Below are 21,490 nucleotides of genomic sequence, written 5' to 3' on the forward strand. Positions count from 1 at the left end.
ACTACACTCGATTGATGAGTGTGGTGTCTTTTCTTGTGGGAGAGATAAACAAGTCGACCGTGATGGTAATTGGGTTTAGGGTAGGGCTTTGTTATACCTGAATGTCCGAATGCTTCGAATATCCACGGTTTAGTAATCTTTTACACATTAGATAGAAAAGACTTTTTGATGAAAAAATCTCAGATACTCGCCAATACAATCAAGAATCAGATAGAACAAAACATCTGGCTGAGTGGAGAGAAGATCCCATCAATTAGAGATGCGTGTAAGCGCTATAAACTCAGTATCGAGACGGTACTTCAGGCCTATCAACAGCTTGAAGACCAAGGCTATGTGCGTTCAAAGCCTAAGTCTGGCTATTTCGTGTTACCGCGTAAAAATGTATTCACCTCAGAACACACGCAACAAAAAGCCATCAAGCCGTACCCCGTTAAAATCAGTGACCTGCTTTACGATGTGCTTCAACGAGCCAAAGACCCTAGCATCATTCCACTCAGCTCGGCATTTCCAGATCCTGCTTTGTTTCCGCATCAAGCATTGTCGCGTAGTTTAGCCAATGCCAGTCGTCAAATGCCCGATAACAGCATGCTTACTAATTTGCCACCGGGCAGTGAAACACTCCGCAGGCAAATCGCTCAGCGCTATCAAGCTGGTGGGCTAGATGTATTGCCCGACGATATTGTGATCACGTCTGGGGCAATGGAAGCACTTAACTTATGCCTGCAATCCTGTACCGAACTGGGTGACTTAGTCGCGATAGAGTACCCTGCGTTTTATGGTGTGTTACAGGCCATTGAAAGGCTTAATCTTACCGCTGTTGAGATCCCGACCGATCCTGAAACCGGTATCGATTTAGATGTATTGGAGTCGGTGTTCGCTTCAATGGACATCAAAGCATGTTGGTTCATGACAGAATCGCAAAACCCTGTTGGCTATTCGATGAGTGATAACAACAAGGAGCGACTCGCCGAGTTAGTGAATGACCATAAGATCCCAATGATTGAAGACGATGTGTATCGTGAGCTTCACGTTGGAAACCAAAGTTCATTGCCAGCCAAAGCTTATGACACTGGCGAGCAAATCATGCTGTGTGGTTCGTTTTCCAAATCACTGTCGCCGGGCTTTCGAATTGGTTGGGTAGTTGCAAGGAAACAAGCGTTAAAGATTCAGAGGTTGCAGCATCTATCGACACTCTCCAGCAGTATTCCGATTCAGCTTGGCTTATCTCACTACCTGACGTTTTATAGCTATGACAACCACCTTAAAAAGCTTCGTAAACTGCTGAATGAAAGGAAGAAGGCGCATATAGCACTTCTCGAATCCAGTTTGCCTACGAGTGCTCTGATTCATAAAAGCCAAGGTGGTTACTTCCTTTGGATAGAGCTGCCTCATTCTGTTTGTGTAGAGAAGCTTTATGAGCAAGCACTTGAACACAACATCTCTGTTGCGCCGGGAATTATATTCAGCAGCGACAAAAAGTTCTCTCATCATATTCGTCTCAATTGTTCGTACGCTTGTGACGACAACATAGCAGAAGCCATTCGAAAGCTAGGCGATTTGATTCAGACCATGGAATCACAAGCCTAAGTCGTTAGTCGACTATGTTTACCAGAAATCTAGCTTGTTACTCGTCGGATAATTCAATCTGTTCTGTTTTTTAACCGCTGTTCTGTTCTAGTTTGGTTTGTTCGAACTGTGCTGAAATACGCTCCAATTCTTAATATGAAAGCCATCATTATGATGTTTGGAGCTTAAATGTTTGATGTAGTTGAATTGTCGCGTTTACAGTTTGCGCTAACCGCTATGTTTCACTTTCTCTTCGTCCCGTTAACTATTGGTATGTCTTGCTTACTGGCGATCATGGAATCGATCTATGTGCTTACCGGTAAGCAAATCTATCAGGACATGACTCGCTTTTGGGGCAAGCTTTTTGGTATTAACTTCGCCTTAGGTGTCACGACCGGATTAACCATGGAGTTCCAATTCGGCACCAACTGGTCCTATTATTCTCACTATGTCGGCGATATTTTCGGTGCTCCTCTTGCGATCGAAGCCCTTGTTGCATTCTTCCTAGAGTCCACCTTTGTTGGACTGTTCTTCTTCGGTTGGGAAAGGCTGTCCAAACGCCAACACCTTGTCGTGACTTGGTTGGTGGCGTTGGGCTCTAGCTTCTCTGCATTATGGATTCTGGTTGCTAACGGTTGGATGCAAAACCCGATTGGGTCAGAGTTCAATTACCAAACCATGCGTATGGAAATGACCAGCTTCGCCGAAGTGGTGCTTAACCCGGTTGCTCAAGTTAAGTTCTTGCACACAGTCGCTTCAGCTTATACCTGCGGTGCGATGTTTATCCTTGGCGTGAGTTCTTACTACTTGCTTAAAGGTCGTGACGTTGCCTTTGCCAAGCGATCTTTCGCTGTAGCGGCGTCTTTTGGTATCGCATCGATTATCTCCGTAATCGTACTTGGCGATGAATCTGGTTATGAACTGGGTGACGTCCAAAAAGTGAAACTCGCGGCAATTGAAGCGGAATGGCACACCGAGCCTGCTCCTGCAGCTTTTACCTTGTTCGGATTACCAAACCAAGAGGAAGGCAAAACGGATTTCGCTGTGAAAATTCCGTATGTGATGGGGATTATTGCAACGCGATCTTTGGACGAGCAAGTGACGGGGCTTCATGATCTGCGTGATCAACATTTAGTGCGTATTCGAAACGGTATTATTGCTTATGAATTGCTAGAGCGTTTGCGATCTGGCGATACCTCACATGAGACAGAGCAAGCTTTCGATAAAACTAAGCACGATCTCGGATATGGCTTATTACTTAAGCGGTACACAGACACCGTGACTGACGCGACTGAACAGCAAATCCAACAAGCTGCTGATGATTCAATCCCAACTGTGTGGCCTTTGTTCTGGTCATTCAGAATCATGGTGGGTTGTGGCTTCATTATGTTGTTTGTATTTGGCGCGGCTTTCTTACAAACCTACCGTAAAAACATCACTCAAAAGCCTTGGCTATTGAAAGCGGCGCTTTGATCGATTCCATTACCTTGGGTAGCAATCGAAGCGGGTTGGTTTGTTGCAGAGTATGGTCGTCAGCCATGGGCGGTCGGTGAAATTCTCCCTGTTGCGGTTGCGGCATCTTCGCAAACCGTTGAGAACTTACTTACGTCTCTCGCGCTAATTATTAGCCTCTATACCGTCTTCATCATTGTTGAAAGTTACTTGATGATTACCGTCGTCAAAAAAGGCCCGAGCAGTTTAAAAACGGGGCGTTATCACTATGAACAAACAACAACATCGCTTGAAGCCAAATTGGCGCGACAAGTTCAACAATAAGGTGACTGACTCATGTTCGAATATGACACATTGCGTTTAATTTGGTGGGTGCTAATCGGTGTTTTGCTGATTGGATTTATGATCACCGATGGTTTTGATATGGGAGTGGGGGCGTTGTTACCGTTTATTGGTAAAACCAACTCTGAAAGACGAGTGATGATTAACTCTATTGCACCCCATTGGGACGGCAACCAAGTGTGGTTAATTACCGCAGGTGGTGCTTTGTTTGCAGCTTGGCCGTTAGTGTATGCGACATCGTTTTCAAGCTTATATGTTGCGATGTACTTGGCGCTTATCTCATTGTGGCTGCGTCCTCTTGCACTTGAATACCGAGCAAAGATAGACAACGACCAATGGCGAAAAATATGTGATTTGGCGATTTCATTTTCAGGCTTCTTTCCGCCGATTTTATTTGGTGTCGCGTTTGGCAACTTGATGCAAGGGCTTCCTTTCTCGCTCAATAGCTTGCTTATGGTTGAGTACCACGGATCGTTTGTTGATTTGCTTAATCCGTTTGCTCTCTTGTGTGGCTTCGTTGGGTTATTGGTGGCGTTGTTGCAAGGCAGTGCTTGGCTGATGATGAAAACCACCGATGCGCTATACAACAAGGCAAGATTGGTTGTGCAGGCGAGCGCGATACTTGTAGCTAGCTTGATGGTCATTGGCGGTTTAGCGATAAGCCAAATTGATGGTTATTTGATTGTTAGTGAGTTGAACCATAGCGCTGTTTCAAACCCGTTAAACAAACAAGCGATGGCAGAAACTGGTGCTTGGTTAACCAACTTCGAGATTTACCCTTGGATGTGGTTTGCGCCAATTGGCAGTGTGACCATTCCATTCCATTGCTGGCTTTGATTAGCGCGAGATTAAAATGGGATGCGCTGGCTTTCATCAGCTCAAGTTTTACTAATGCGTGCATTGTTTTAACGGCTGGCTTTTCGATGTTCCCATTCATTATTCCGTCGAGTGTTAATCCAAGCCATAGCTTAACGTTGTGGGATTCAACATCGAGTGAACTGACCTTAAATATCATGACAGGTGTAGCGTTTGTGATGGTGCCAATCATTCTGTGTTACACCGCTTTTAGTTATCGCACCATGTTTGGACGACTCGATAGCGAGTATGTCGAACGCAACGGCCATTCACTGTATTAAGGAGTTTTTCATGTGGTATTTTGTTTGGATATTAGGCTTGTTCCTAGCCTCTGCATTTGCAGTTTTGAATGTGATTAGCTTAGAGAAAAGTGATTCGGAAACAGAACTCTGATTGACGTTTGATTCATAAAAAAGACCAGAAGATGATGCTCTGGTCTTTTTTATGCCTTTAATTCATGACTATGCTGCTTTCTTAGTTAGTGGCACAAAATGGTAAGACTCGAATCGAGTGAATGATTAGAATTATCTCAAACGAAACAAGTGAACTAGGGCTGAACCTAGGCACGTTATCTAATTCGATTGGATATTTTGAAAACTCGAAAGAGGATTAATTAATGTACGAACTAACACTACTTCTAAGCTTAATGATCGGTGGCGCTGACAGCACCGCTGAAATGGAAATTAATACCCAATTTACGACTCTTGAGCAATGTAATGAAGAAGGCGCAGCGTTAGCTAAGAAGCTCAATGCTACGAATCTTAAAGTCATGCAAGTTCAATGTGAACGTGACTAATCAAGAAAGCTAGTTTAGCAATATGGGCACATATCTTTGTGTCCATATCACATCAACATGATAACCTATTCTTTACTCTCTCGATCGGAAACTCTTCCGTTAGCCACGACAAGTAAAACCATATTATTAATACGCCTTCGTCAAAATACTGTTTCCCTCGACTTGCTAATTCCTTAATTTGAAACAATTTCATCTAACCTATTGTTAAATATTTACTATTTGATAGTGTGTCTAGGTGCACATTGAGGATGTGCATCACATTTAGCGAAGAATAATAGTAGGAGTTGCGATGAGTATTATAGTGAGACGGTCTGAACCGTCAGATGCAAAGGGAATAAAAGAAGTTTACGAATGCACTAATGCTTATACCGGTACGCTGCAACTCCCAAATCCATCTCTGGAAAGCTGGCAGAAACGAATCTCTAATATGCCCGACAACGTGTACTCGTATGTCGCGATGATCGACGATGAGATTGTGGGCAATTTGGGAATGGAAGTGTGTGTAAACCCGAGAAGGCGTCATGTTGCTTCATTCGGTATGGGTGTTAAAGATGATGTATTAGGCAAAGGTGTCGGTAGCCAACTGCTCGCGACCGCGATCGACTTGTGTGATAACTGGATTAACATCAAACGACTGGAGCTCACCGTCTATACCGATAACGAACGAGCGATCAGCCTGTATAAGAAGTTTGGCTTCGTGATTGAAGGGGAGTCGGCTGGATTTGCCTTTAGAAATGGCGAATATGTGGCGGCTTATCACATGGCACGACTGGTATAGTGTTCTGCTTCTAATACACGGCTCCAATTAACACAGCTAGAGTTTTCTAATAGATAATAAAACGCCACGTTAAAATAACGTGGCGTTTTCGATTTCAGTCAACTGAGGCTTTAAAGTGCTTCAGTTGTAGCCTTACTTAAGCCGTTAGTGGCTCAAGGTTCGCAGGGCGGTAATGTACTGATTTTAGTACTTTACCTTGGCGAACGGTTTTGCCTTCAGATACGAAATCTTCCGCACACTTAGCGATGATGTACTCGCCTTTTTGAACCGCCATCAGTTTGATGTTCTGCTTAGCATAGAAAGCTTCAGTTTCTGCGTATTCTGTTTCATTACGACATACTTTACTCATGTTGCTTGAGTGTACTTCGTCCCAACAAGGTAGAAAGTCGATTGAACGGTTTTTAGAAACATTCAACAGTAGGTCGATCAGGTAGCTGATTGCTAGGTTGTCTTCTACCTTAGCTTGGCCAAGGTGAACCAAACGTCCCATCAAAACATAAACGCTGTCTACAATAGCGTCCGCTTGTTCGATTTTTGAGTCAGCTTCTGCAAGTTCTGTCAGTTCTTCGATCGCTAGAGAGGTGTGTAGCGTATCGCCTTTTTCGTCCATTGTTTCAGGAGCAGCAACAGGCAGATCAAAAGTACTGCGGAACTCTTCAATGTCGCGGTAAAGGTGATCGTAGATTTCTTGGCTTAGTTGAGAAAGGTTCATTTTCCTATCCATTCTGTTTCGTTAATGGGGTATTTTACCAAAGCTGGGAATAGGGTGCTAACGCAAAGTCGAAGAAGTCGACTTTTATTCATTGGACCAATGAGGTATTTTGCATACAAACCAATTGATTATTGTGTTTTTTTACCCTTTACTCTTCTTAATATACCAAATATTAATGTTGCCACTAACTTTGGCTGCAGTGGGATCCCAGTTATGAACCAAGCTAGTGAAAGTGAAGTTGTTATACGCCGCTTGTATCAAATCACCAATGATTATCGAAAGGGTTTCGATATTCAGATCGCTCAGCTGCTTATCATGGGCCTTGAACGCTTCAACTTAGATATTGGTATCTTATCTAAAGTCGATGGTAATACTTATTTAGTTGAACATTGTGTCACACCCGAAGGCGTTGAACTCAATAGAGGTGACACCTTCGATTATCGCTCGACCTACTGTGAGATAACGTGTAAATCGATCAGGCCTATCTGTATTGAACACTGTGGCAAACATGATAAGTATGCGACTCATCCTGCCTACCAATCTTTTGGTCTGGAGTCTTACATTGGTGTCCCTATTTTCGTCAATGATGAGCTTTATGGCACCTTAAACTTTTCAAGCCCGACTCCTTATCATCGTGAATTCAAAGAGTTCGACATTGACGTGATGAGGTTAATGGCCTCATGGATAGAAGTGGAACTCGTTAGAAGACAGCAAGAACGTAAACTGACAGAGTTAAATGAAAAACTTGAATATCAAGCTTTGTACGATCCTCTTACACACTTGCCGAATCGACGTTGCTTGTTCAAAACGTTGAATGCAGAAGTAGAGCAGTTAAAAGGCTCTCTAGGTAAAGGGACACTAGCCGTCGTAGACATCGACTTCTTTAAGGTCGTTAATGACACTTACGGTCACCAAATGGGTGACGTTGTTTTAAAGAAAGTGGCAAACGTTCTGCGCAATAATATTCAAGATGGAGAGTTTGTAGCTCGCTTTGGTGGTGAAGAGTACATTCTTTGGTATCCAAATAGTACACCAAGTTGTGTTGAAGATAAGTTCATGACTCTTTTACAAGAAATGAAGAAAATTACACTAGATAGTAAGCCTATCACCATATCAATTGGCGCGTGTCATTTTGAGTTGAGTACTGGGGATAGCAAAGGGGAAAGAATGTCGGCATTAGACTCGCTAATCAAAGTTGCCGATGAATGCCTGTACATTGCGAAACAGAATGGACGAGATCAGTTTATATCTCGCCCATATCATCAAGAACACTCAGACTCGTAAGTTGAAGCTGCAGTCTTTAATGCTCAAAGGTTAGTTCTTAACTGAATAGATAAGGGAACAACTTACGACGCTCTTCGGGTGTTAAAGATTCAACTCTCGCGATGTTGGTATCAGGAATCGCTTCAGGGTTAGGGTAGTGCTTTAACACCTTTTCCATACTTGCTTCACGAATCAAATGGTAAACCGGGTATGGAGAGCGGTTTGTTAGGTTTTCATCGTCTTCTGGATCCGCACCACCAAAGCAATAGTCTGGGTGGAAGGTTGCCACTTGGTAAACACCTTCCCAATCTTCTTGCTTGATCAAAGCTTCAATCCAATCAATGAACATGTTGTAGTCGAAGAAATCTTGCAGCATGTTAGGCACAACCACCAAAGTCGTCTCTAATTCTGCGACTGGCGTGTTATCTAACTCTACAAAATGCGTCATGATATCTTCCAATAACGCTTCTTCCGTATTCGCTTCACTCACAAAGATCTTAATCTGTTTATTACGTTGTGGCTTGGCTGCGAATGGACACAGGTTTAGGCCAATAACGACATCGTCTAACCACTGTTTTACTTGGTCGTGGATGGTTTGAAGATCTGTGCTTTGAGTGTTCGACATAACAGGTTCCGAAATGAAATTTTGCGTAGGATATCAGAACGGACGTTAATCAAAAGCAATAATTGAGTTACAACCTCAGTCGCACTTATGCTTGTGCGAGTTTAGAGGCCGATACTTGAAGTTGTTTTAATTGGTAGACCCAAGCAAATATTGCAACATAGAAGATAGACCCACCCGCAATCACGCCATTCCAACCAAACAGCTGCCAACAATATAAGAGCAAGAAACCACCTAAGCTCCCGCCAATATAATAGTGAACTAAGTAAAGTGCAGTTGCCGTCGCCTTAGCGCTTGGTGCTTTTTGACTTACCCAAGAATAGGCAAGGGTATGGGCGAAGAACGCGCCGCCACTAATCAATAACAAGCCTGCTAACATGAACGGGACTTTGTCGACGGCAGAAACCCACATGCCAATTAAGCTGATACACACGCCCATCAATATACCGTTTAACGGGTCAAAACGAAGTGTCCATTTGTTGGAGAGCTTAGAGCTTACCGTACCAGCCAAGTAACATAGGAATATCAGCGAAGCTAAACCAACGGGTACCGAGTGAGGTGCAGATACAAGCCTGAAGCCCATTACAGAGTACAGGTTAACAAATAGCGCAAAGTTAGCGCCACCAATCAACATCGCGAGCCACAAGGTACGGTTTCTTAAGTGCATCACAACCGAGCGGTTATGATGAAAGAACAACCCTTTCTGAGGTTTGAAGTTTTGTTGGTCAGGCAGGCTATAAGCAATATAGAGTGCGCCAAGCAAAGAGCCGACAACGAAAAACAATACCGTAGCGTGCCAGTCAAAGTAATCCGTGATTAAGCCCCCGAGTACACGCCCGAAGATTCCACCTAGTGAGTTAGCCGCAATATAACCGCCGATCGCGACTGCGAATGCTTTGGGTGATAACTCTTCGACCATATAGGCAACCGCCACGCCCGCAAAAGCAGCGACTGCAATTCCCATGAATGCTCGAGCAATAACAAGCTGTAGTAGAGTAGTCGTGAACACCATGCTCAGTCCAATCAAAGGAATAGCGAACAGACTGAACAGAATGATGGGCTTTCGGCCAAAGGTTTCAGATGCGATTGCCCAAGGCACCAAACTGATGGAAAGCCCAAGTGTTGTCGCGGCAAACAGCCAGTTGATCTGAGTTTCCGATACTTGGAAGTGCTCGGCCATGTGCGGCAAGATTGGCTGAAAGAGATAAAGGTTACAGAAAATGATAAACGAGCCAATCGCCAATGATTGGGTGATACGTCTGTATTGAGGACTGCCTTTATCAAACATTTACGTTGTGCCTGCGCGAGTTAGTAAGCTATTTGTGAACAAGTTATCAGCACAATGGCGATTAAAGAAATATATTAAAAATATTACCTCTATATAATTAATATATCGACATGCTTGAATCAAAACCACTTCGACATTTTCTGGCTGTTGCTCAGTTTGGTAACTTCACTCAAGCCGCCAAAGCGCTGCATATCGCACAGCCTGCATTGAGTATCTCCATTAAAAAACTAGAGCAGACACTTGAGTTGATTTTATTTCGTCGCGGAGATAAATCCGTCACCTTAACGGAAGAGGGCAAAGTGTTATTTGAGCATGCGAAGCGAATCGCCCAACAGTTCAATGATGCTCAACTCGCAATGAATGAGCTAAAGGGACTAGAAAAGGGAGAAGTGCGATTAGGCGCTCCAAGCATGATGGGGAGTTACTTTTTCCCCCAAGTCGTGATGGCATTTAAAAGCCAATACCCAAACCTAAAATTGACTTTAATTGATGCCGGCACCGCATCGATTCGTGAAATGCTATTAAACGGCGAACTCGATATTGGGGTTATCAATCATGAAAATGTCCCAGATGATCTCGAAACCGATCACTTATTGAGTTCTGAGATGCTAGCTGTAGTTGGCAAAGAGCACCCATTAGCGTCACAACCATTCATTACCTTTAAAGAGTTTTTCGCGCAAGAACTGATTATGTTCAAGTCGGGTTATTTCCACCGTGATTTCATTGATGCGACCTGTAAAAAATACAATCTCGATATGACCATCGCCTTCGAAACCAACTTATTGCCAATGATTCTTTCTATAGTAAAACGAGAGTTTGCCATTACTGCGCTGCTGAGTTTGGTCACAGAATACGAAGAAGACGTCGTGGGGGTGCCATTTAAAGATCCTGTAAAACTCAATCTATCTTTGGCTTGGAGAAAGGATGGGTACCTGTCGAAGGCGGACCGAACCTTTATTGATTTCGTTAAGCGCTACGTGTGATTTAGAATGGTATAGAACAACAAAGCCCGAGCATCCTAGATTGGACATTCGGGCTTTATTATATAGAATTATCAATGGCTTAGAGCACTTAGGTACTCTTTGAGTTATACATCTTATCGAAGTTCTTCTGATTCCAGCCGACCATCACCTGGTCGCCTATTTTAAGTACGGGGATAGAGCGAGCTCCCATCGCTTGCAACTCTTTACGGCCACGCTGCATCTTTGCATTCGTTAGGCGGTAAACAATTTTCTTTGAATCCAAATAGCGCTGTGCATCTTTACAGTGCGGGCATTTGTCTGCGACGTACAATACAACACGTTTCATTTTTATAATCTCTTTTTGAGTCTAGCTCTTGGTGAATCTCGCTAAAGTGTAACGAATCCTAGGTGATTAGAAAAGTGTGATCAGTTACACTATGCGGCTCAATTTTCAAGACCACAACGTATTGTCGTGGTGTAACTTGTACGGTCTTTCAGCATGCATCCTTCTTTACGCTATATCCAAGGCTACCCGAAGCACATTCTCGACCCGGTAACTCAGCTAGTTGAATCGGGAAAGTTGGTGCCGTGGTTCGAAGCTCGCTACCCAAAGAATCATGAAATAAAAAGCGAGAAAGCCCTGTTTGACTATGCGATTGAGATTAAAAATCGTTATATGAAAAAAACACCACCGATCAGTAAAGTGATTTATGACGGCAAGATACACCTAATCAATAATGCATTAGGTCTGCACTCTTACGTCGCGAAGAATCACGGTGGAAAGATCAAATCGAAGAATGAGATTCGTATCGCTAGTGTTTTTAAAAATGCGCCAGAACCTTTGCTGAGAATGTTGGTGGTACACGAACTGGCGCATATCAAAGAGAAAGAACACGACAAAGCCTTTTACCAACTATGCTGTCACATGGAGCCGGAATATCATCAACTTGAGTTAGATGCCCGTTTATTCATGATGTATTTAGACTTAAAGAAGTAGCCCAATGAGCCAATCACAAAATAGAACTACGCTAAGCCTGTCAAAAAACGGTACCTCATCTGCAAAAACAAAAGATAGCCAAGTTCAAGAAGGCAATGGCAAGCAAGGTAACCGAAAGCAAGGTGATGTTAAGCCAAGTACAGGTAAACCAAGCAGCGACAAGCGTATTTCTACAAAGAACACATCTGATAAAAGCCGTAAGAGTACTGCACCCCAAGGCGCTGGTAATAACAAAGCAAAGCGACCTTTTGCAAAAGATAGCAAAGGTAAGCCGGGCGCTAATAAAGGGCCATCGAATAAGGCGTCTTTCAATAAAACTGCATTTAACAAGAATGCAGCACAGAAAAGACGTTCGGCAGAGAAGCCTCAAGGTGGATTACACCCAAGAAACCAACACACAGGTCGCTACGACTTTGAGTTATTGGTTGCAGCGTTACCTGAGCTAAAAGAACATCTGATCAAGAACCCAGTGGGCGAAGACACCGTTAATTTCTCTGATCCATTGGCCGTTAAGTTACTTAACAAAGCTTTACTGGCGCACCACTATGGCGTTAAGCATTGGGATATTCCTGCTGGTTACTTGTGTCCGCCAATTCCTGGCCGTGCAGACTACATTCACAGAGTGGCAGACATCCTTAATAGCGATGGCCAAGGTGAACCTTATAACCACGCGTCTGTGAAAGCATTAGATATCGGTGTGGGTGCAAACTGTATCTACCCAATTATTGGTGCGACAGAATATAAGTGGCGCTGCACGGGAACTGATGTCGATTCAGTATCTATCAAAACAGCAAACTTCATTGCTGAAAGTAACGCTAATCTAAAAGGTAAGATCCGAGCTCGTCTACAAGCGGATTCTGAATCTATCTTTAAGGGCGTGATTAAGGATAATGAACGTTACGATGTCACTATTTGTAACCCTCCATTCCATAGTTCTCTAGAAGAGGCGGAAAAGGGATCACAACGCAAACTGGATAATCTAGCGGCAAACCGTGCAAAGAAAGCAGAGCAATCATTCAAGCCAGAAACGAATAAGAAGCCAGTTAAGTTAGATAAATCAACTAAGCAAGAGAAACCAACCTTAAACTTTGGTGGCCAAAAATCTGAACTTTGGTGTCCGGGTGGCGAAGCTGCTTTCATTATGAAAATGGCGAGAGAGAGCCAACTGTTTGCGACTCAAGTATTGTGGTTTACGACATTGATTTCTAAGAAAGACAACGTTGATATGATTCGTTCAGAATTGGGTAAGCTACGAGCTAAACAAGTAAAAGTGGTTGAGATGTCGCAAGGCCAGAAGGTGAGTCGCTTTATCGCATGGACCTTTATGGACGACGAGCAAAGACAAGAGTGGATCGCGCTAAAATAGCGGCTGCACGGAGTTAAGACATTAAGTTGAAATTACGTACGGGCTTGTTGTTAACGCAACAAGCCCGTTTTTTGTGCTTTTCATATTCGCTAAGCTGAAAGCAATTCATCTAACTTGCTCTGATATTTTTTTTCTAGTGCACTATTTCCTGCTTTTCTTTCGAGTTCAATCAAAATTTGAAGTGATGGAATTTGGTAGCCATAACGCTGGTGGAATTTGAATAAACGAAGCCTAGCGTCGTTGTAATCGGCGTTACTCACTTCAATTTTTGATAGCTGTAGTATCGATTTTGCGCGATTTGGGTCGTGGTCAATAGCACGTGTGAAGTAGTATTTTGCTTGGTCGGTATTACCAGCCTTAAACGCGCAGAATGCAGCATTCTCATAACTTGCAGAGACAAGGTAGTAGTAGGGTTGATCAATTGCGCGGTTGAAATATTTATCAGCTTGCTCGTATTCGCCTTGTTTACACAAGAACGTACCGTAGTTATTCAATACATTGCCGTTTCTTGAATCGAGACTGAGTGCTTTGCGGTAAGTGGTTCTTGCTTCATCTACTTCGCCAACTTGCTCGTAGTAATGTGCCATCGAAAGTTGCGCGCGGTAATAACTAGGAGCGTGTTTGATAGCGAGCTCTAGATTTTCACGTGCTTTGACCATATTACCTTGTCCCATGTAGCCCAACCCCAATTCTATACGTGATTGAGACATCGCAATTGGGTCACTTTCCATTTTTGGTGGCCCTTCGGTTACAGAAACACAACCTACCAGAGAAACAGAGGCGAGTAGCGTGAGATGAGATATCAGGGTGGATTTTGGTGATAGCGACTTGTTAGGCATGTGCAGCTCCTTTTGAACACAAACCTATGATATGAAATTGAACACACTTAAGTGTTAGATCGATTATGGAATGCGACCCAAACATCATAAAAAAACCGTGTCCAATTTGGCTTTTTATCAACGACCTATGGAACACGGCTTTATGTATTTGTGAATCGGAAGAAAGAACTTAATCGTCTTTGGTAAAGTTGTCTTCGCTGAAATGATCCAGATCGTAAGGCGTTTGTTGGTAAACGCAGTAGTTTAACCAGTTAGAGAACAACAAGTGTCCATGACTACGCCAGCTTGCAACAGGCTTGTTGTCTGGATTGTTGTTCGGGTAGTAGTTGATTGGTATCACTGGCTCCATGCCTTCACCTAAATCACGGATGTATTCGTTGTGAAGTGTATGCGAGTCGTATTCCGGGTGCCCCGTTACAAACACGTTTCGCTTATCTTTGGTCGCTGCTAGGTATACGCCCGCCACATCAGAAGTCGCAAGAACATCAAGGTCAGTATGCTCGGCTAAGTATTCCTGAGAGAAATCAGCATAGCGAGAGTGCGGTGCCAAGAAGGTATCGTCGAAGCCACGTAAAATTGGGTGGTACGGGTTATGTATCTCGTGGTTGTAAACTCCAGAAAGCTTATCTTTACGAGTACGCTTTGGTAAATCATACAAGAGCTTTAAGCCAGCTTGAGCTGCCCAACACACATACAAGGTTGAGGTCACATGCTTGTTCGCCCATTCCATGATGGTTTTTAGATGATCCCAGTAGATAACGTCTTCAAATTGAACCAAGCCAAGTGGCGCACCAGTGATGATCAATCCATCAAAGTTTCTCCCTTTGACCATTTCAAATTGGCGATAGAAGTTATCAAGGTGTTCTGTTGGTGTATTTTTGCTTGGACGGTCATCAATACGCAGCAGCTCTACATCGACTTGCAATGGGCTGTTCGATAGTAGGCGTAAGAATTGAGTTTCAGTTTCAATCTTCTTCGGCATCAGGTTGAGGATCAAGACTCGAAGTGGACGAATTTCCTGTGTCGATGCTCTTGATAACGGCATAATAAAGATGTTTTCTTCACGAAGAACATCAGATGCTGGCAATTGGTCTGGAATGCGAATAGGCAAAGCTTTCTCCCTAAGCTAGATATGTAGACGTCTATACTTCTAAATCTATAGTAGTTTGATACGCTTGTCGATATACAAAGTGGATAGTTGTAAATTATTTGTGTTTTCTATCAGAAGCCATCCACCGACATCGAGGGCAGTCTCACTGTATTCAGTGGTTACCTGAGTCAGTGTAAGGACTCGGTTTTCGGATGTTGAGCAAAGGCAGTTATCAGAGAAACTCATTACTATTTAAGATAAACTCATGTTTTCGAATTAGCCTGTAAAGTGACAGATGAAGTTAATACTCATTCGAGGGTTGCCGGGTTCTGGCAAGTCAACAAAAGCAAAAACCTACGATGCATTGCATGTTGAAGCGGATATGTATTACGTGAATGAGCAGGGTGACTATTGTTTTGACCCAAGACAGTTGCAGCAAGCGCATGAGTGGTGTCAGAACACTGCAGAAGACGGCTTGAAGCAAGGGTTAGACGTTGTGGTGTCGAATACCTTTATTAAGCAGTGGGAAATGAAGGCTTACCGCCAACTTGCACTCAAATACAAAGCGGACTTGGTTATAGAAGTGTGCCGAGAACAATATGGCAGCATTCACGACATCGAACCGTCGGTGATTAAGCGCATGGCAAAAGATTGGCAAGAATAGTCTCGTGCTTATCCAACTTAGCTGAGTGGCAAATAGAATTAAATTAATAGAACAACTCCAAGGTAACGATTGAAATGGCAAAGCGCTCTGTTGTGGTCGACATGACTTCTTATGGTATTTATTCCACATGGGATTCTAAATCTAAAGACCTTCCAAAAATCCAAGAGTTCACCACTATTGTTGATGCTGAAATCGACGTGGAATTTGGCTATATCCTGAATATCAAAAAAGCCAAAGGTGAAAAGATCCGTTACTGCATCTATCACCCGCACATCACCACCGACACGGGCGAAGTGCTCGAACCGTTCGATGGTGAAGAGCATGTCGGTAACAACGACTGGGATTTTTACTTAGGTGACACCATCTGGGCGCCAGTCTCAAATAAGCTTGGTAAATGGCGCATGACGGTCGAGCTAAAAGGCAACATCATTGCCGATAAGACATTCGACCTTGTTGCAAAAGACGAAGGCCAATTTTGGAAGCGTAGGGGTTTTTAGGTTAGAACTTCTGTTTAAATTAAGAAAACAAAAAAGCCGAGTTACACGTGAACTCGGCTTTTTGACGTTAACTAGATGGCATTTTCTATTTCGTCAACGAGTAAGATTGTCTAGTTAACAAGTAAGACAGGCAGTTAACCAGTAAGACTATTGAGTCACGTAAGCCACAACAAACTCAGTGATTGCGACCATGTCTTTCACTGCGATGTACTCTTCAGTGGTGTGAACTTTCGCCATACCTGTAGAAAGGTTAACCGTTGTTAGACCTTTTGCGTTGAAGTTGTTCGCATCACTACCGCCACCAGTGCGTTTGGTGTTCGCCGTTACGCCAAGCTTCTCGAATGCGGATTTGATAGAAAGAATGTGCGGGTGATCGTCTGCGATAACGAATGCATCGTAAGCACGAGTCGATTCAATTTCTACTTCAGCGCCGAACTGTTTTGCACTCTCTTGGAATGTAGAGATCATGTGCTCAACTTGAGCTGTTAGCTTTTCTCCGTTTAGAGAGCGAGCTTCAGCCACGACTTTAAGCTCTGGCATTACGATGTTAGTCGCTTGACCGCCTTCAACAATACCGACGTTTGCCGTAGTTTCTTCATCGATACGAAGTAGATTCATCTTAGTGATCGCATCTGCAGCAACTTGAATGGCACTGATGCCTTCTTCTGGCGCTAAACCCGCGTGAGCAGGGCGACCTTTGATGTTAACAACAATCTTCTGCTGACCCGGAGCCGCATTGACGATAGTGCCAATTGGACCGCCTGTATCAAGTACGATAGCGTGCTCAGACTGAATGTAAGACATATCGAAGTTTAAAGAACCGAACAGACCGCCTTCTTCGAATACTGTAAATGCAATCTCGATAGTTTTGTGCTCTTGGCCTTCAGCTTTGATGCAACGAACTGCTTCCATGATAGCCGCGATACCAGACTTGTCGTCGCCACCTAGAATTGTGTTACCTTTTGAACGGATGATACCGTCTTCGATGATTGGCTCAATGCCGATACCTGGCGTTACAGTGTCCATGTGGCAGCTGAACACTGTGCTACCTGGAAGAGTGCCATCTAGACGAGCGTAAATGTTGAAACCGTTAGACACTTCTTCAGGAACCGCCAGTTTGTGAACTTCAAAACCCAGTTCACCGAGTTGCTCAGCCAAAGCTTCAGCAATCGCTTTTTCGTTACGAGATTCACTATCAATTTTCACTAGATCGCAGAAATGTTCTACGAGACGTTGTTCATTAATTTGGGTCATTGTTAATTCTCATTTTGCTCCGTTGTTTCTAAAGAAGTCACGGAGGCTGGAACAGGAAAATTACTATAACGCCTTTTTACAGAATCATTGCCTGAGTTAAATCAAGAAAATTATCTGATTATTCTAATTTATGAGAAAAATACTACTCGGATCGACCCGTGTTCAGGATTTTAATCTACATATGTGTCGGTTGTCTTAAAGGTTGCTAAGCGTATAGGGAGAGTGCTATCAATAAACGATGTGTTGGCTCGATGGGGTGGGGAAGAGTTCGTTTTACTGCTTGCTAGTACTCAAGAGCCAGACGAACAATTGAAATGATAAGGCAAACAATCGCTGATCAAACGATAGAAACATGTTCTGGTCCGTTAGCGTCGGCCACACCAATTGGTGCGAACATTCATTTAACGAATCAAGAGTTAAATAGTAGTACCTACAAACAGCATTTGAAATCAGCTTAGTACGCAATACCGCTTAAATGAACCTAAAGAACCTAAGCGAATAGGAGTGTTATCAACTCCTATTCGCTTAGTTTTCATGTTATTTGTTAAGAGTCTTACTTAGCGATACCTTCTAACATTTCAACCAGTTCGCCTTCTGTTGCTGGTTCACGAGCGAGCTCAATGACTGCTGAAGCGCCACCTTTTAACATATAAGCTTGAGTTCCACAGTGGTCATAATGGAACCACTTACCATCGACACACACATCGGTATAACATCTTGGGTCTTGTTTGAGTTCCATAGTAATTTCCTTATTAACATTTGCCTAACGTTTTTAATGCTAGTTGGTCACAACTTGGTGCGGTTTGATCTAAATCAATTTAATATGTAATTGATGATTTGATTAGTAAATAGGAGATGTATGTCTTGAACTGTCGAAGCTGATAAAGAGGCCACCTCTGGCGATTAAAGCGTTCAAAGCTCATGATTCAAGTTTGTCACTCTACTTCTTTTTCTTGCCACATGACGCTTTTCTACATACGCTAACCACTCTCTTAACCCCATACAAATGTGATTGTGTTGGAAAATGACTAATATCTTTATCGTTGTAATTGTTCTGGTTGTGTTCTTTTACTTTATTCAAAACTATCTAGTAAAAAATGATGACACCAAAGATGATGCTTATCAGAAGAAAGGCTCGTTAATGTCGGCACAACAAGCGACATTCTATAACGCACTTAAATCTGCAGTGGGTAACCATGGGGAAGTATTTGCTAAAGTGAGCATGTCTAACGTTGTTATCCCTGCTAAGGCTAATAACAAGAAGAATTGGTTTATTGCGAACAACAAAATCTCACGTAGTTATTTTGACTTTGTAGTGTGCGACCCGCGAACGTTAGAGCCACGCGTAATCATCGAATTGGACAATGGGAAAGAGCTTAATAAAGGAAAGGTTGATCGCGAGAAGCTATTGATGCACGTTTGTAAATCGGCTGGCCTTCCACTTATTGGCGCTTCAATTAAGCACAGTTATCAAGTGAGCCGTTTGAAGAGGTTACTGGCAGCACACATTGATTTGATCGAGCCATCAAAAGAGGTTCGATTCTGCAAGAAATGTAGCAGCCCGATGATTATCAAACTGGCAAGCCATGGCGATTATAAAGGCCGACGTTTCTTTACTTGTAGTCGTCAACCTAACTGTACTTATACCGAGAACTACAACGTCGTGTTCGACGTGGACGATGATTCTAACTAATATCGCGCGCCAAAGTGCTCAGTAAAGGGAGAACAGACACAAAGTATGCTGATGTATGTAATCATCGAAGTTGAACTTAAATGTGATCTACTTCAAGCCATTGATCTACTTTGTGTTTAAATTTTATTCTGATTGTTGTTTTTAAAAGCAAACGAACAGTTTTGTGCAAATTTATCCTTGCACGCATCCAAATCACTCGCTATTATCCATCTCGTTCTGAAGCGTTAGCCACTTAACAAAGCGGTTAGATAAGTTTCACAGAGTTGCCCGCTTAGCTCAGTTGGTTAGAGTACTTGCATGACATGCAAGGTGTCACTGGTTCGAGTCCAGTAGCGGGCACCAAATTCAAAAAGAAAGCCCACCTAGTGTGGGCTTTTTTGTGTCCTGAATTCCTTGTTTTATCAGTCTCTTAGCTATTTCTTGGTCCCAAGAGATCCCATGATGTGTTGTAAAATCCACCGTTTAAAGTAATCTCTGAAGTAGTCTTTTAAGATCTAAGCAATTTCGAGGTTACTTCAGGGGGTTACGATGGCGAAAAAGGTACAGCCTTTAACGGCAACTCAAATCAAGCACCGCTTATAAATGGTAAATAATTTCAGCCCTATGCTATTTAAGTGAGATTCACTCACTTGTAAGGTTTCAATATACCAAGCGCAACCACTCGCTAAATTCGTCTCAATAAAGTATTAGTAATGACCAGTTTATCTAGGTCAGGAATGTATCACTTTATAGAAATACATGAATTACCTTAACTCAACCTCTTGTCTGACGTAAAGCATCAGCTTTTAGTATTCTTCTCCAACCATGTGATTGTTGTTTATATTTATATGGGCATTATTGTATCCATAAGTTATAAAATTCAGATATAATGGACATTATTGTATCCATTCGGGCTGAGTATGAACTTTTCACTTTTAGATGATACCGATGTAAGCCAAGCTTTTGCTACTCATCTGCGTGGCTTACGTAAACAAGAGAAGCTATCGCGAGAGGCACTGGCCCAGCGTAGTTGTGTACCTGCTTCGACCATAAAAAAGTTTGAACTTACCGGACAAATTTCATTTCGCCAGTTGCTGCTTTTGTGGCAGTCGCTGGATTCACTCGATAGGCTTTATCAATTGACACAAACAATTGCTGACCGTAACGCTTTACCAACCAGCATAGAAGAGGTGCTTAAAGATGAGCTTTAAATCCATCCAAAAGTTGAATGTTGGACGTACTCTCACAACAGGCGAAATCGTATCGGTGGGTGTATTAGCGCAAAACCGTCAAGGTGTTTTCTTTCAGTACGATGAAAACTATATAAGCAGATTTGGCAATTTATCTCCATTTACTCTTCAAGGTGATGTGCGATTACAGCAAGCACCAAAAGCACCACATCAAGGCATTCACGGCGTTTTTGGCGATAGTCTTCCCGATGGTTGGGGGTTGTTGTTGCAAGATCGTGTGTTCCGTCAACAAGGTATTTTACCAGCGCAAGTAACAGCAATGGATAGATTGGCGTTTGTTGGCCTGCAAGGAATGGGAGCATTGTCTTTTACGCCTGTCTCTGGGTTCTCATTAGATCTGCCTTCAGATATTGACTTGGAAACACTGGGACTTGAAGCCCAAACCTTGTTCGACCAATCCGTACTTGACTATAAAGAGACGGACGAGTTAGACGGTAGTACTCAGCAAGTGTTAGCAACTTTGGTCGCAGTAGGTAGCTCAGGTGGTGCTCGCCCTAAAGCACAAATTTATATGCCAGCTGGAGGCGCAACACAATGCCGCACTTATGCACAGCCTGGTGATGAAGCATGGCTAGTTAAGTTTACTTCGAAGGTTTCCGTAACCGCCAAAAAGAGACGCTGTTCATTGATGCCCGTGAGATGGGCACCATGATTAGCCGTACCAATAAAGAACTGACCAAAGATGATATCGCTCTAATTGCCGACACTTACCATGCTTGGCGCTGTGATGACGCAGAACTCAAAGCGCGTATTGAGCGAGGTGATGGCAAAGTAGATAAGTACCAAGACCAAACAGGCTTTAGCAAATCAGCGACGATTGCTGATCTCAAGGCTAATGATTTTGTACTGACGCCGGGGCGCTATGTTGGTACTGCTGAAGAAGAGGACGATGGTGTTCCTTTTGCTGAGAAGATGTCAACGCTGACTTCAAAGCTAAGTGAGCAGCTTACCGAGTCAGCAGCGCTAGAGGCGGAGATTAAGAAAAATCTAGCGGGGTTGGGTTATGAGCTGTAATTGGCCTCTTAAACGCATCTCTGAAGTTGCCAACTTCGAAAACAATAAACGAATACCCCTTAAAAGTCTTGATCGAGAAAAAAGGCAAGGGGGGTTCCCGTATTATGGGGCGTCAGGCATTGTTGATTACATTGATGACTTCATTTTTGATGGCAACTATTTATTAGTCTCCTAAAAGGTTAAAACCACCGACTTTAGTCGGTCAGCTTTA

22 protein-coding genes, 1 tRNA gene and 5 pseudogenes are annotated in these 21,490 nt (G+C 43.1%); 20 read left to right on the top strand and 8 right to left on the bottom strand.

The features are described 5' to 3' along the window. Positions 1-168: 168 nt before the first annotated feature. The 6 genes and pseudogenes from ED652_RS15465 to ED652_RS15490 all read left to right on the top strand — a co-directional run bounded on the left by ED652_RS15465 (position 169) and on the right by ED652_RS15490 (position 5,789). Positions 169-1,587 (top strand): PLP-dependent aminotransferase family protein, encoded by a 1,419-nt coding sequence (locus ED652_RS15465; RefSeq protein WP_162929950.1) that lies wholly within the window; start codon positions 169-171, stop codon positions 1,585-1,587. Between the two features lie 168 nt (positions 1,588-1,755). Then, a pseudogene (locus tag ED652_RS15470) lies at positions 1,756-3,342 on the top strand (cytochrome ubiquinol oxidase subunit I). Positions 3,343-3,354: 12 nt separating this feature from the next. Beyond that, positions 3,355-4,496 (top strand): annotated as a pseudogene (cydB, locus tag ED652_RS15475) (cytochrome d ubiquinol oxidase subunit II). A gap of 10 nt (positions 4,497-4,506) precedes the next feature. Further along, the gene (gene cydX / locus ED652_RS15480) at positions 4,507-4,608 is read left to right on the top strand and encodes a cytochrome bd-I oxidase subunit CydX (RefSeq protein ID WP_017109819.1); all 102 of its coding nucleotides are present in this window, start codon (positions 4,507-4,509) and stop codon (positions 4,606-4,608) included. 223 nt (positions 4,609-4,831) lie between these two features. After that, positions 4,832-5,011, top strand: a complete 180-nt coding sequence (locus ED652_RS15485; protein ID WP_122055404.1) for a hypothetical protein — start codon at positions 4,832-4,834, stop codon at positions 5,009-5,011. Between the two features lie 289 nt (positions 5,012-5,300). After that, positions 5,301-5,789: a GNAT family N-acetyltransferase gene (locus ED652_RS15490; RefSeq protein WP_017109820.1), complete on the top strand. Its 489-nt coding sequence runs from the start codon at positions 5,301-5,303 to the stop codon at positions 5,787-5,789. 136 nt (positions 5,790-5,925) lie between these two features. Here ED652_RS15490 and ED652_RS15495 read toward each other — a convergent pair whose 3' ends face one another. Continuing rightward, positions 5,926-6,501 (bottom strand): nucleoside triphosphate pyrophosphohydrolase family protein, encoded by a 576-nt coding sequence (locus tag ED652_RS15495; protein ID WP_050650035.1) that lies wholly within the window; start codon positions 6,499-6,501, stop codon positions 5,926-5,928. Positions 6,502-6,714: 213 nt separating this feature from the next. Between ED652_RS15495 and ED652_RS15500 the strand changes: the two genes are divergently transcribed. Continuing rightward, complete coding sequence (locus tag ED652_RS15500; protein WP_122055405.1) at positions 6,715-7,785, top strand: sensor domain-containing diguanylate cyclase; 1,071 nt, start codon at positions 6,715-6,717, stop codon at positions 7,783-7,785. A gap of 37 nt (positions 7,786-7,822) precedes the next feature. Here the strand turns inward: ED652_RS15500 and ED652_RS15505 are convergent, their stop codons facing one another. Continuing rightward, on the bottom strand, positions 7,823-8,389 hold the full coding sequence (locus ED652_RS15505; protein WP_017096948.1) for a DUF1415 domain-containing protein: 567 nt from the start codon (positions 8,387-8,389) through the stop codon (positions 7,823-7,825). 85 nt (positions 8,390-8,474) lie between these two features. Next, positions 8,475-9,674 (bottom strand): MFS transporter, encoded by a 1,200-nt coding sequence (locus ED652_RS15510; RefSeq protein ID WP_122055406.1) that lies wholly within the window; start codon positions 9,672-9,674, stop codon positions 8,475-8,477. 110 nt (positions 9,675-9,784) lie between these two features. Between ED652_RS15510 and ED652_RS15515 the strand changes: the two genes are divergently transcribed. Beyond that, on the top strand, positions 9,785-10,657 hold the full coding sequence (locus ED652_RS15515; RefSeq protein WP_122055407.1) for a LysR family transcriptional regulator: 873 nt from the start codon (positions 9,785-9,787) through the stop codon (positions 10,655-10,657). 88 nt (positions 10,658-10,745) lie between these two features. Here the strand turns inward: ED652_RS15515 and ED652_RS15520 are convergent, their stop codons facing one another. Further along, the gene (locus ED652_RS15520) at positions 10,746-10,982 is read right to left on the bottom strand and encodes a glutaredoxin family protein (RefSeq protein WP_012604109.1); all 237 of its coding nucleotides are present in this window, start codon (positions 10,980-10,982) and stop codon (positions 10,746-10,748) included. A gap of 153 nt (positions 10,983-11,135) precedes the next feature. Here ED652_RS15520 and ED652_RS15525 point away from each other — a divergent pair, with 153 nt between their 5' ends. Both ED652_RS15525 and rlmF read left to right on the top strand, forming a co-directional pair. Next, on the top strand, positions 11,136-11,633 hold the full coding sequence (locus ED652_RS15525) for a YgjP-like metallopeptidase domain-containing protein (RefSeq protein ID WP_004734935.1): 498 nt from the start codon (positions 11,136-11,138) through the stop codon (positions 11,631-11,633). Positions 11,634-11,637: 4 nt separating this feature from the next. Next, positions 11,638-12,999 (top strand): 23S rRNA (adenine(1618)-N(6))-methyltransferase RlmF, encoded by a 1,362-nt coding sequence (gene rlmF / locus ED652_RS15530; RefSeq protein WP_122055408.1) that lies wholly within the window; start codon positions 11,638-11,640, stop codon positions 12,997-12,999. 89 nt (positions 13,000-13,088) lie between these two features. Here rlmF and pilW read toward each other — a convergent pair whose 3' ends face one another. Further along, positions 13,089-13,838 (bottom strand): type IV pilus biogenesis/stability protein PilW, encoded by a 750-nt coding sequence (gene pilW, locus ED652_RS15535; protein WP_122055409.1) that lies wholly within the window; start codon positions 13,836-13,838, stop codon positions 13,089-13,091. Between the two features lie 169 nt (positions 13,839-14,007). Beyond that, a complete protein-coding gene (gene metA / locus ED652_RS15540) occupies positions 14,008-14,949 on the bottom strand; it encodes a homoserine O-succinyltransferase (protein WP_086049295.1) in 942 nt (313 codons plus the stop codon). A gap of 274 nt (positions 14,950-15,223) precedes the next feature. On the opposite strand from metA, the gene ED652_RS15545 reads away from it, so the two are divergent. Together ED652_RS15545 and ED652_RS15550 are read left to right on the top strand one after the other, a co-directional pair. After that, positions 15,224-15,592, top strand: a complete 369-nt coding sequence (locus tag ED652_RS15545; protein ID WP_122055410.1) for an ATP-binding protein — start codon at positions 15,224-15,226, stop codon at positions 15,590-15,592. Between the two features lie 74 nt (positions 15,593-15,666). Further along, positions 15,667-16,089, top strand: a complete 423-nt coding sequence (locus ED652_RS15550) for a DUF3859 domain-containing protein (protein WP_122055411.1) — start codon at positions 15,667-15,669, stop codon at positions 16,087-16,089. 147 nt (positions 16,090-16,236) lie between these two features. Here ED652_RS15550 and ED652_RS15555 read toward each other — a convergent pair whose 3' ends face one another. Beyond that, the gene (locus ED652_RS15555; protein WP_122055412.1) at positions 16,237-17,343 is read right to left on the bottom strand and encodes a M20/M25/M40 family metallo-hydrolase; all 1,107 of its coding nucleotides are present in this window, start codon (positions 17,341-17,343) and stop codon (positions 16,237-16,239) included. A gap of 240 nt (positions 17,344-17,583) precedes the next feature. Between ED652_RS15555 and ED652_RS24020 the strand changes: the two genes are divergently transcribed. Next, entirely contained in the window at positions 17,584-17,661 is a 78-nt protein-coding gene (locus ED652_RS24020) for a GGDEF domain-containing protein (protein WP_254051708.1), read from the top strand. 235 nt (positions 17,662-17,896) lie between these two features. Here ED652_RS24020 and ED652_RS15565 read toward each other — a convergent pair whose 3' ends face one another. Beyond that, complete coding sequence (locus ED652_RS15565) at positions 17,897-18,082, bottom strand: hypothetical protein (RefSeq protein ID WP_086049299.1); 186 nt, start codon at positions 18,080-18,082, stop codon at positions 17,897-17,899. A 285-nt stretch (positions 18,083-18,367) separates the two neighbouring features. Between ED652_RS15565 and ED652_RS15570 the strand changes: the two genes are divergently transcribed. From ED652_RS15570 to ED652_RS24150, 7 genes and pseudogenes are all read left to right on the top strand, one after another. Continuing rightward, complete coding sequence (locus ED652_RS15570; protein WP_122055413.1) at positions 18,368-19,036, top strand: DUF2726 domain-containing protein; 669 nt, start codon at positions 18,368-18,370, stop codon at positions 19,034-19,036. 265 nt (positions 19,037-19,301) lie between these two features. Beyond that, positions 19,302-19,378, top strand: a tRNA-Val gene (locus ED652_RS15575). Positions 19,379-19,704: 326 nt separating this feature from the next. After that, positions 19,705-19,785, top strand: a pseudogene (locus tag ED652_RS24025) (DNA-binding protein); the annotation flags it as partial. A gap of 150 nt (positions 19,786-19,935) precedes the next feature. After that, positions 19,936-20,226 (top strand): helix-turn-helix transcriptional regulator, encoded by a 291-nt coding sequence (locus tag ED652_RS15585; protein WP_122055414.1) that lies wholly within the window; start codon positions 19,936-19,938, stop codon positions 20,224-20,226. After that, positions 20,216-20,857, top strand: a pseudogene (locus tag ED652_RS15590) (HipA N-terminal domain-containing protein); the annotation flags it as partial. The gene ED652_RS15585 and the pseudogene ED652_RS15590, both read left to right, overlap by 11 nt. Positions 20,858-20,862: 5 nt before the next feature. Further along, a pseudogene (locus tag ED652_RS15595) lies at positions 20,863-21,279 on the top strand (N-6 DNA methylase); the annotation flags it as partial. Then, positions 21,269-21,454: a restriction endonuclease subunit S gene (locus tag ED652_RS24150; protein ID WP_122055416.1), complete on the top strand. Its 186-nt coding sequence runs from the start codon at positions 21,269-21,271 to the stop codon at positions 21,452-21,454. The pseudogene ED652_RS15595 and the gene ED652_RS24150, both read left to right, overlap by 11 nt. The last annotated feature ends 36 nt before the right edge of the window (positions 21,455-21,490 follow it).

The organism is Vibrio sp. Evd11 (assembly GCF_900382755.1).
GTDB lineage: Bacteria > Pseudomonadota > Gammaproteobacteria > Enterobacterales > Vibrionaceae > Vibrio > Vibrio lentus.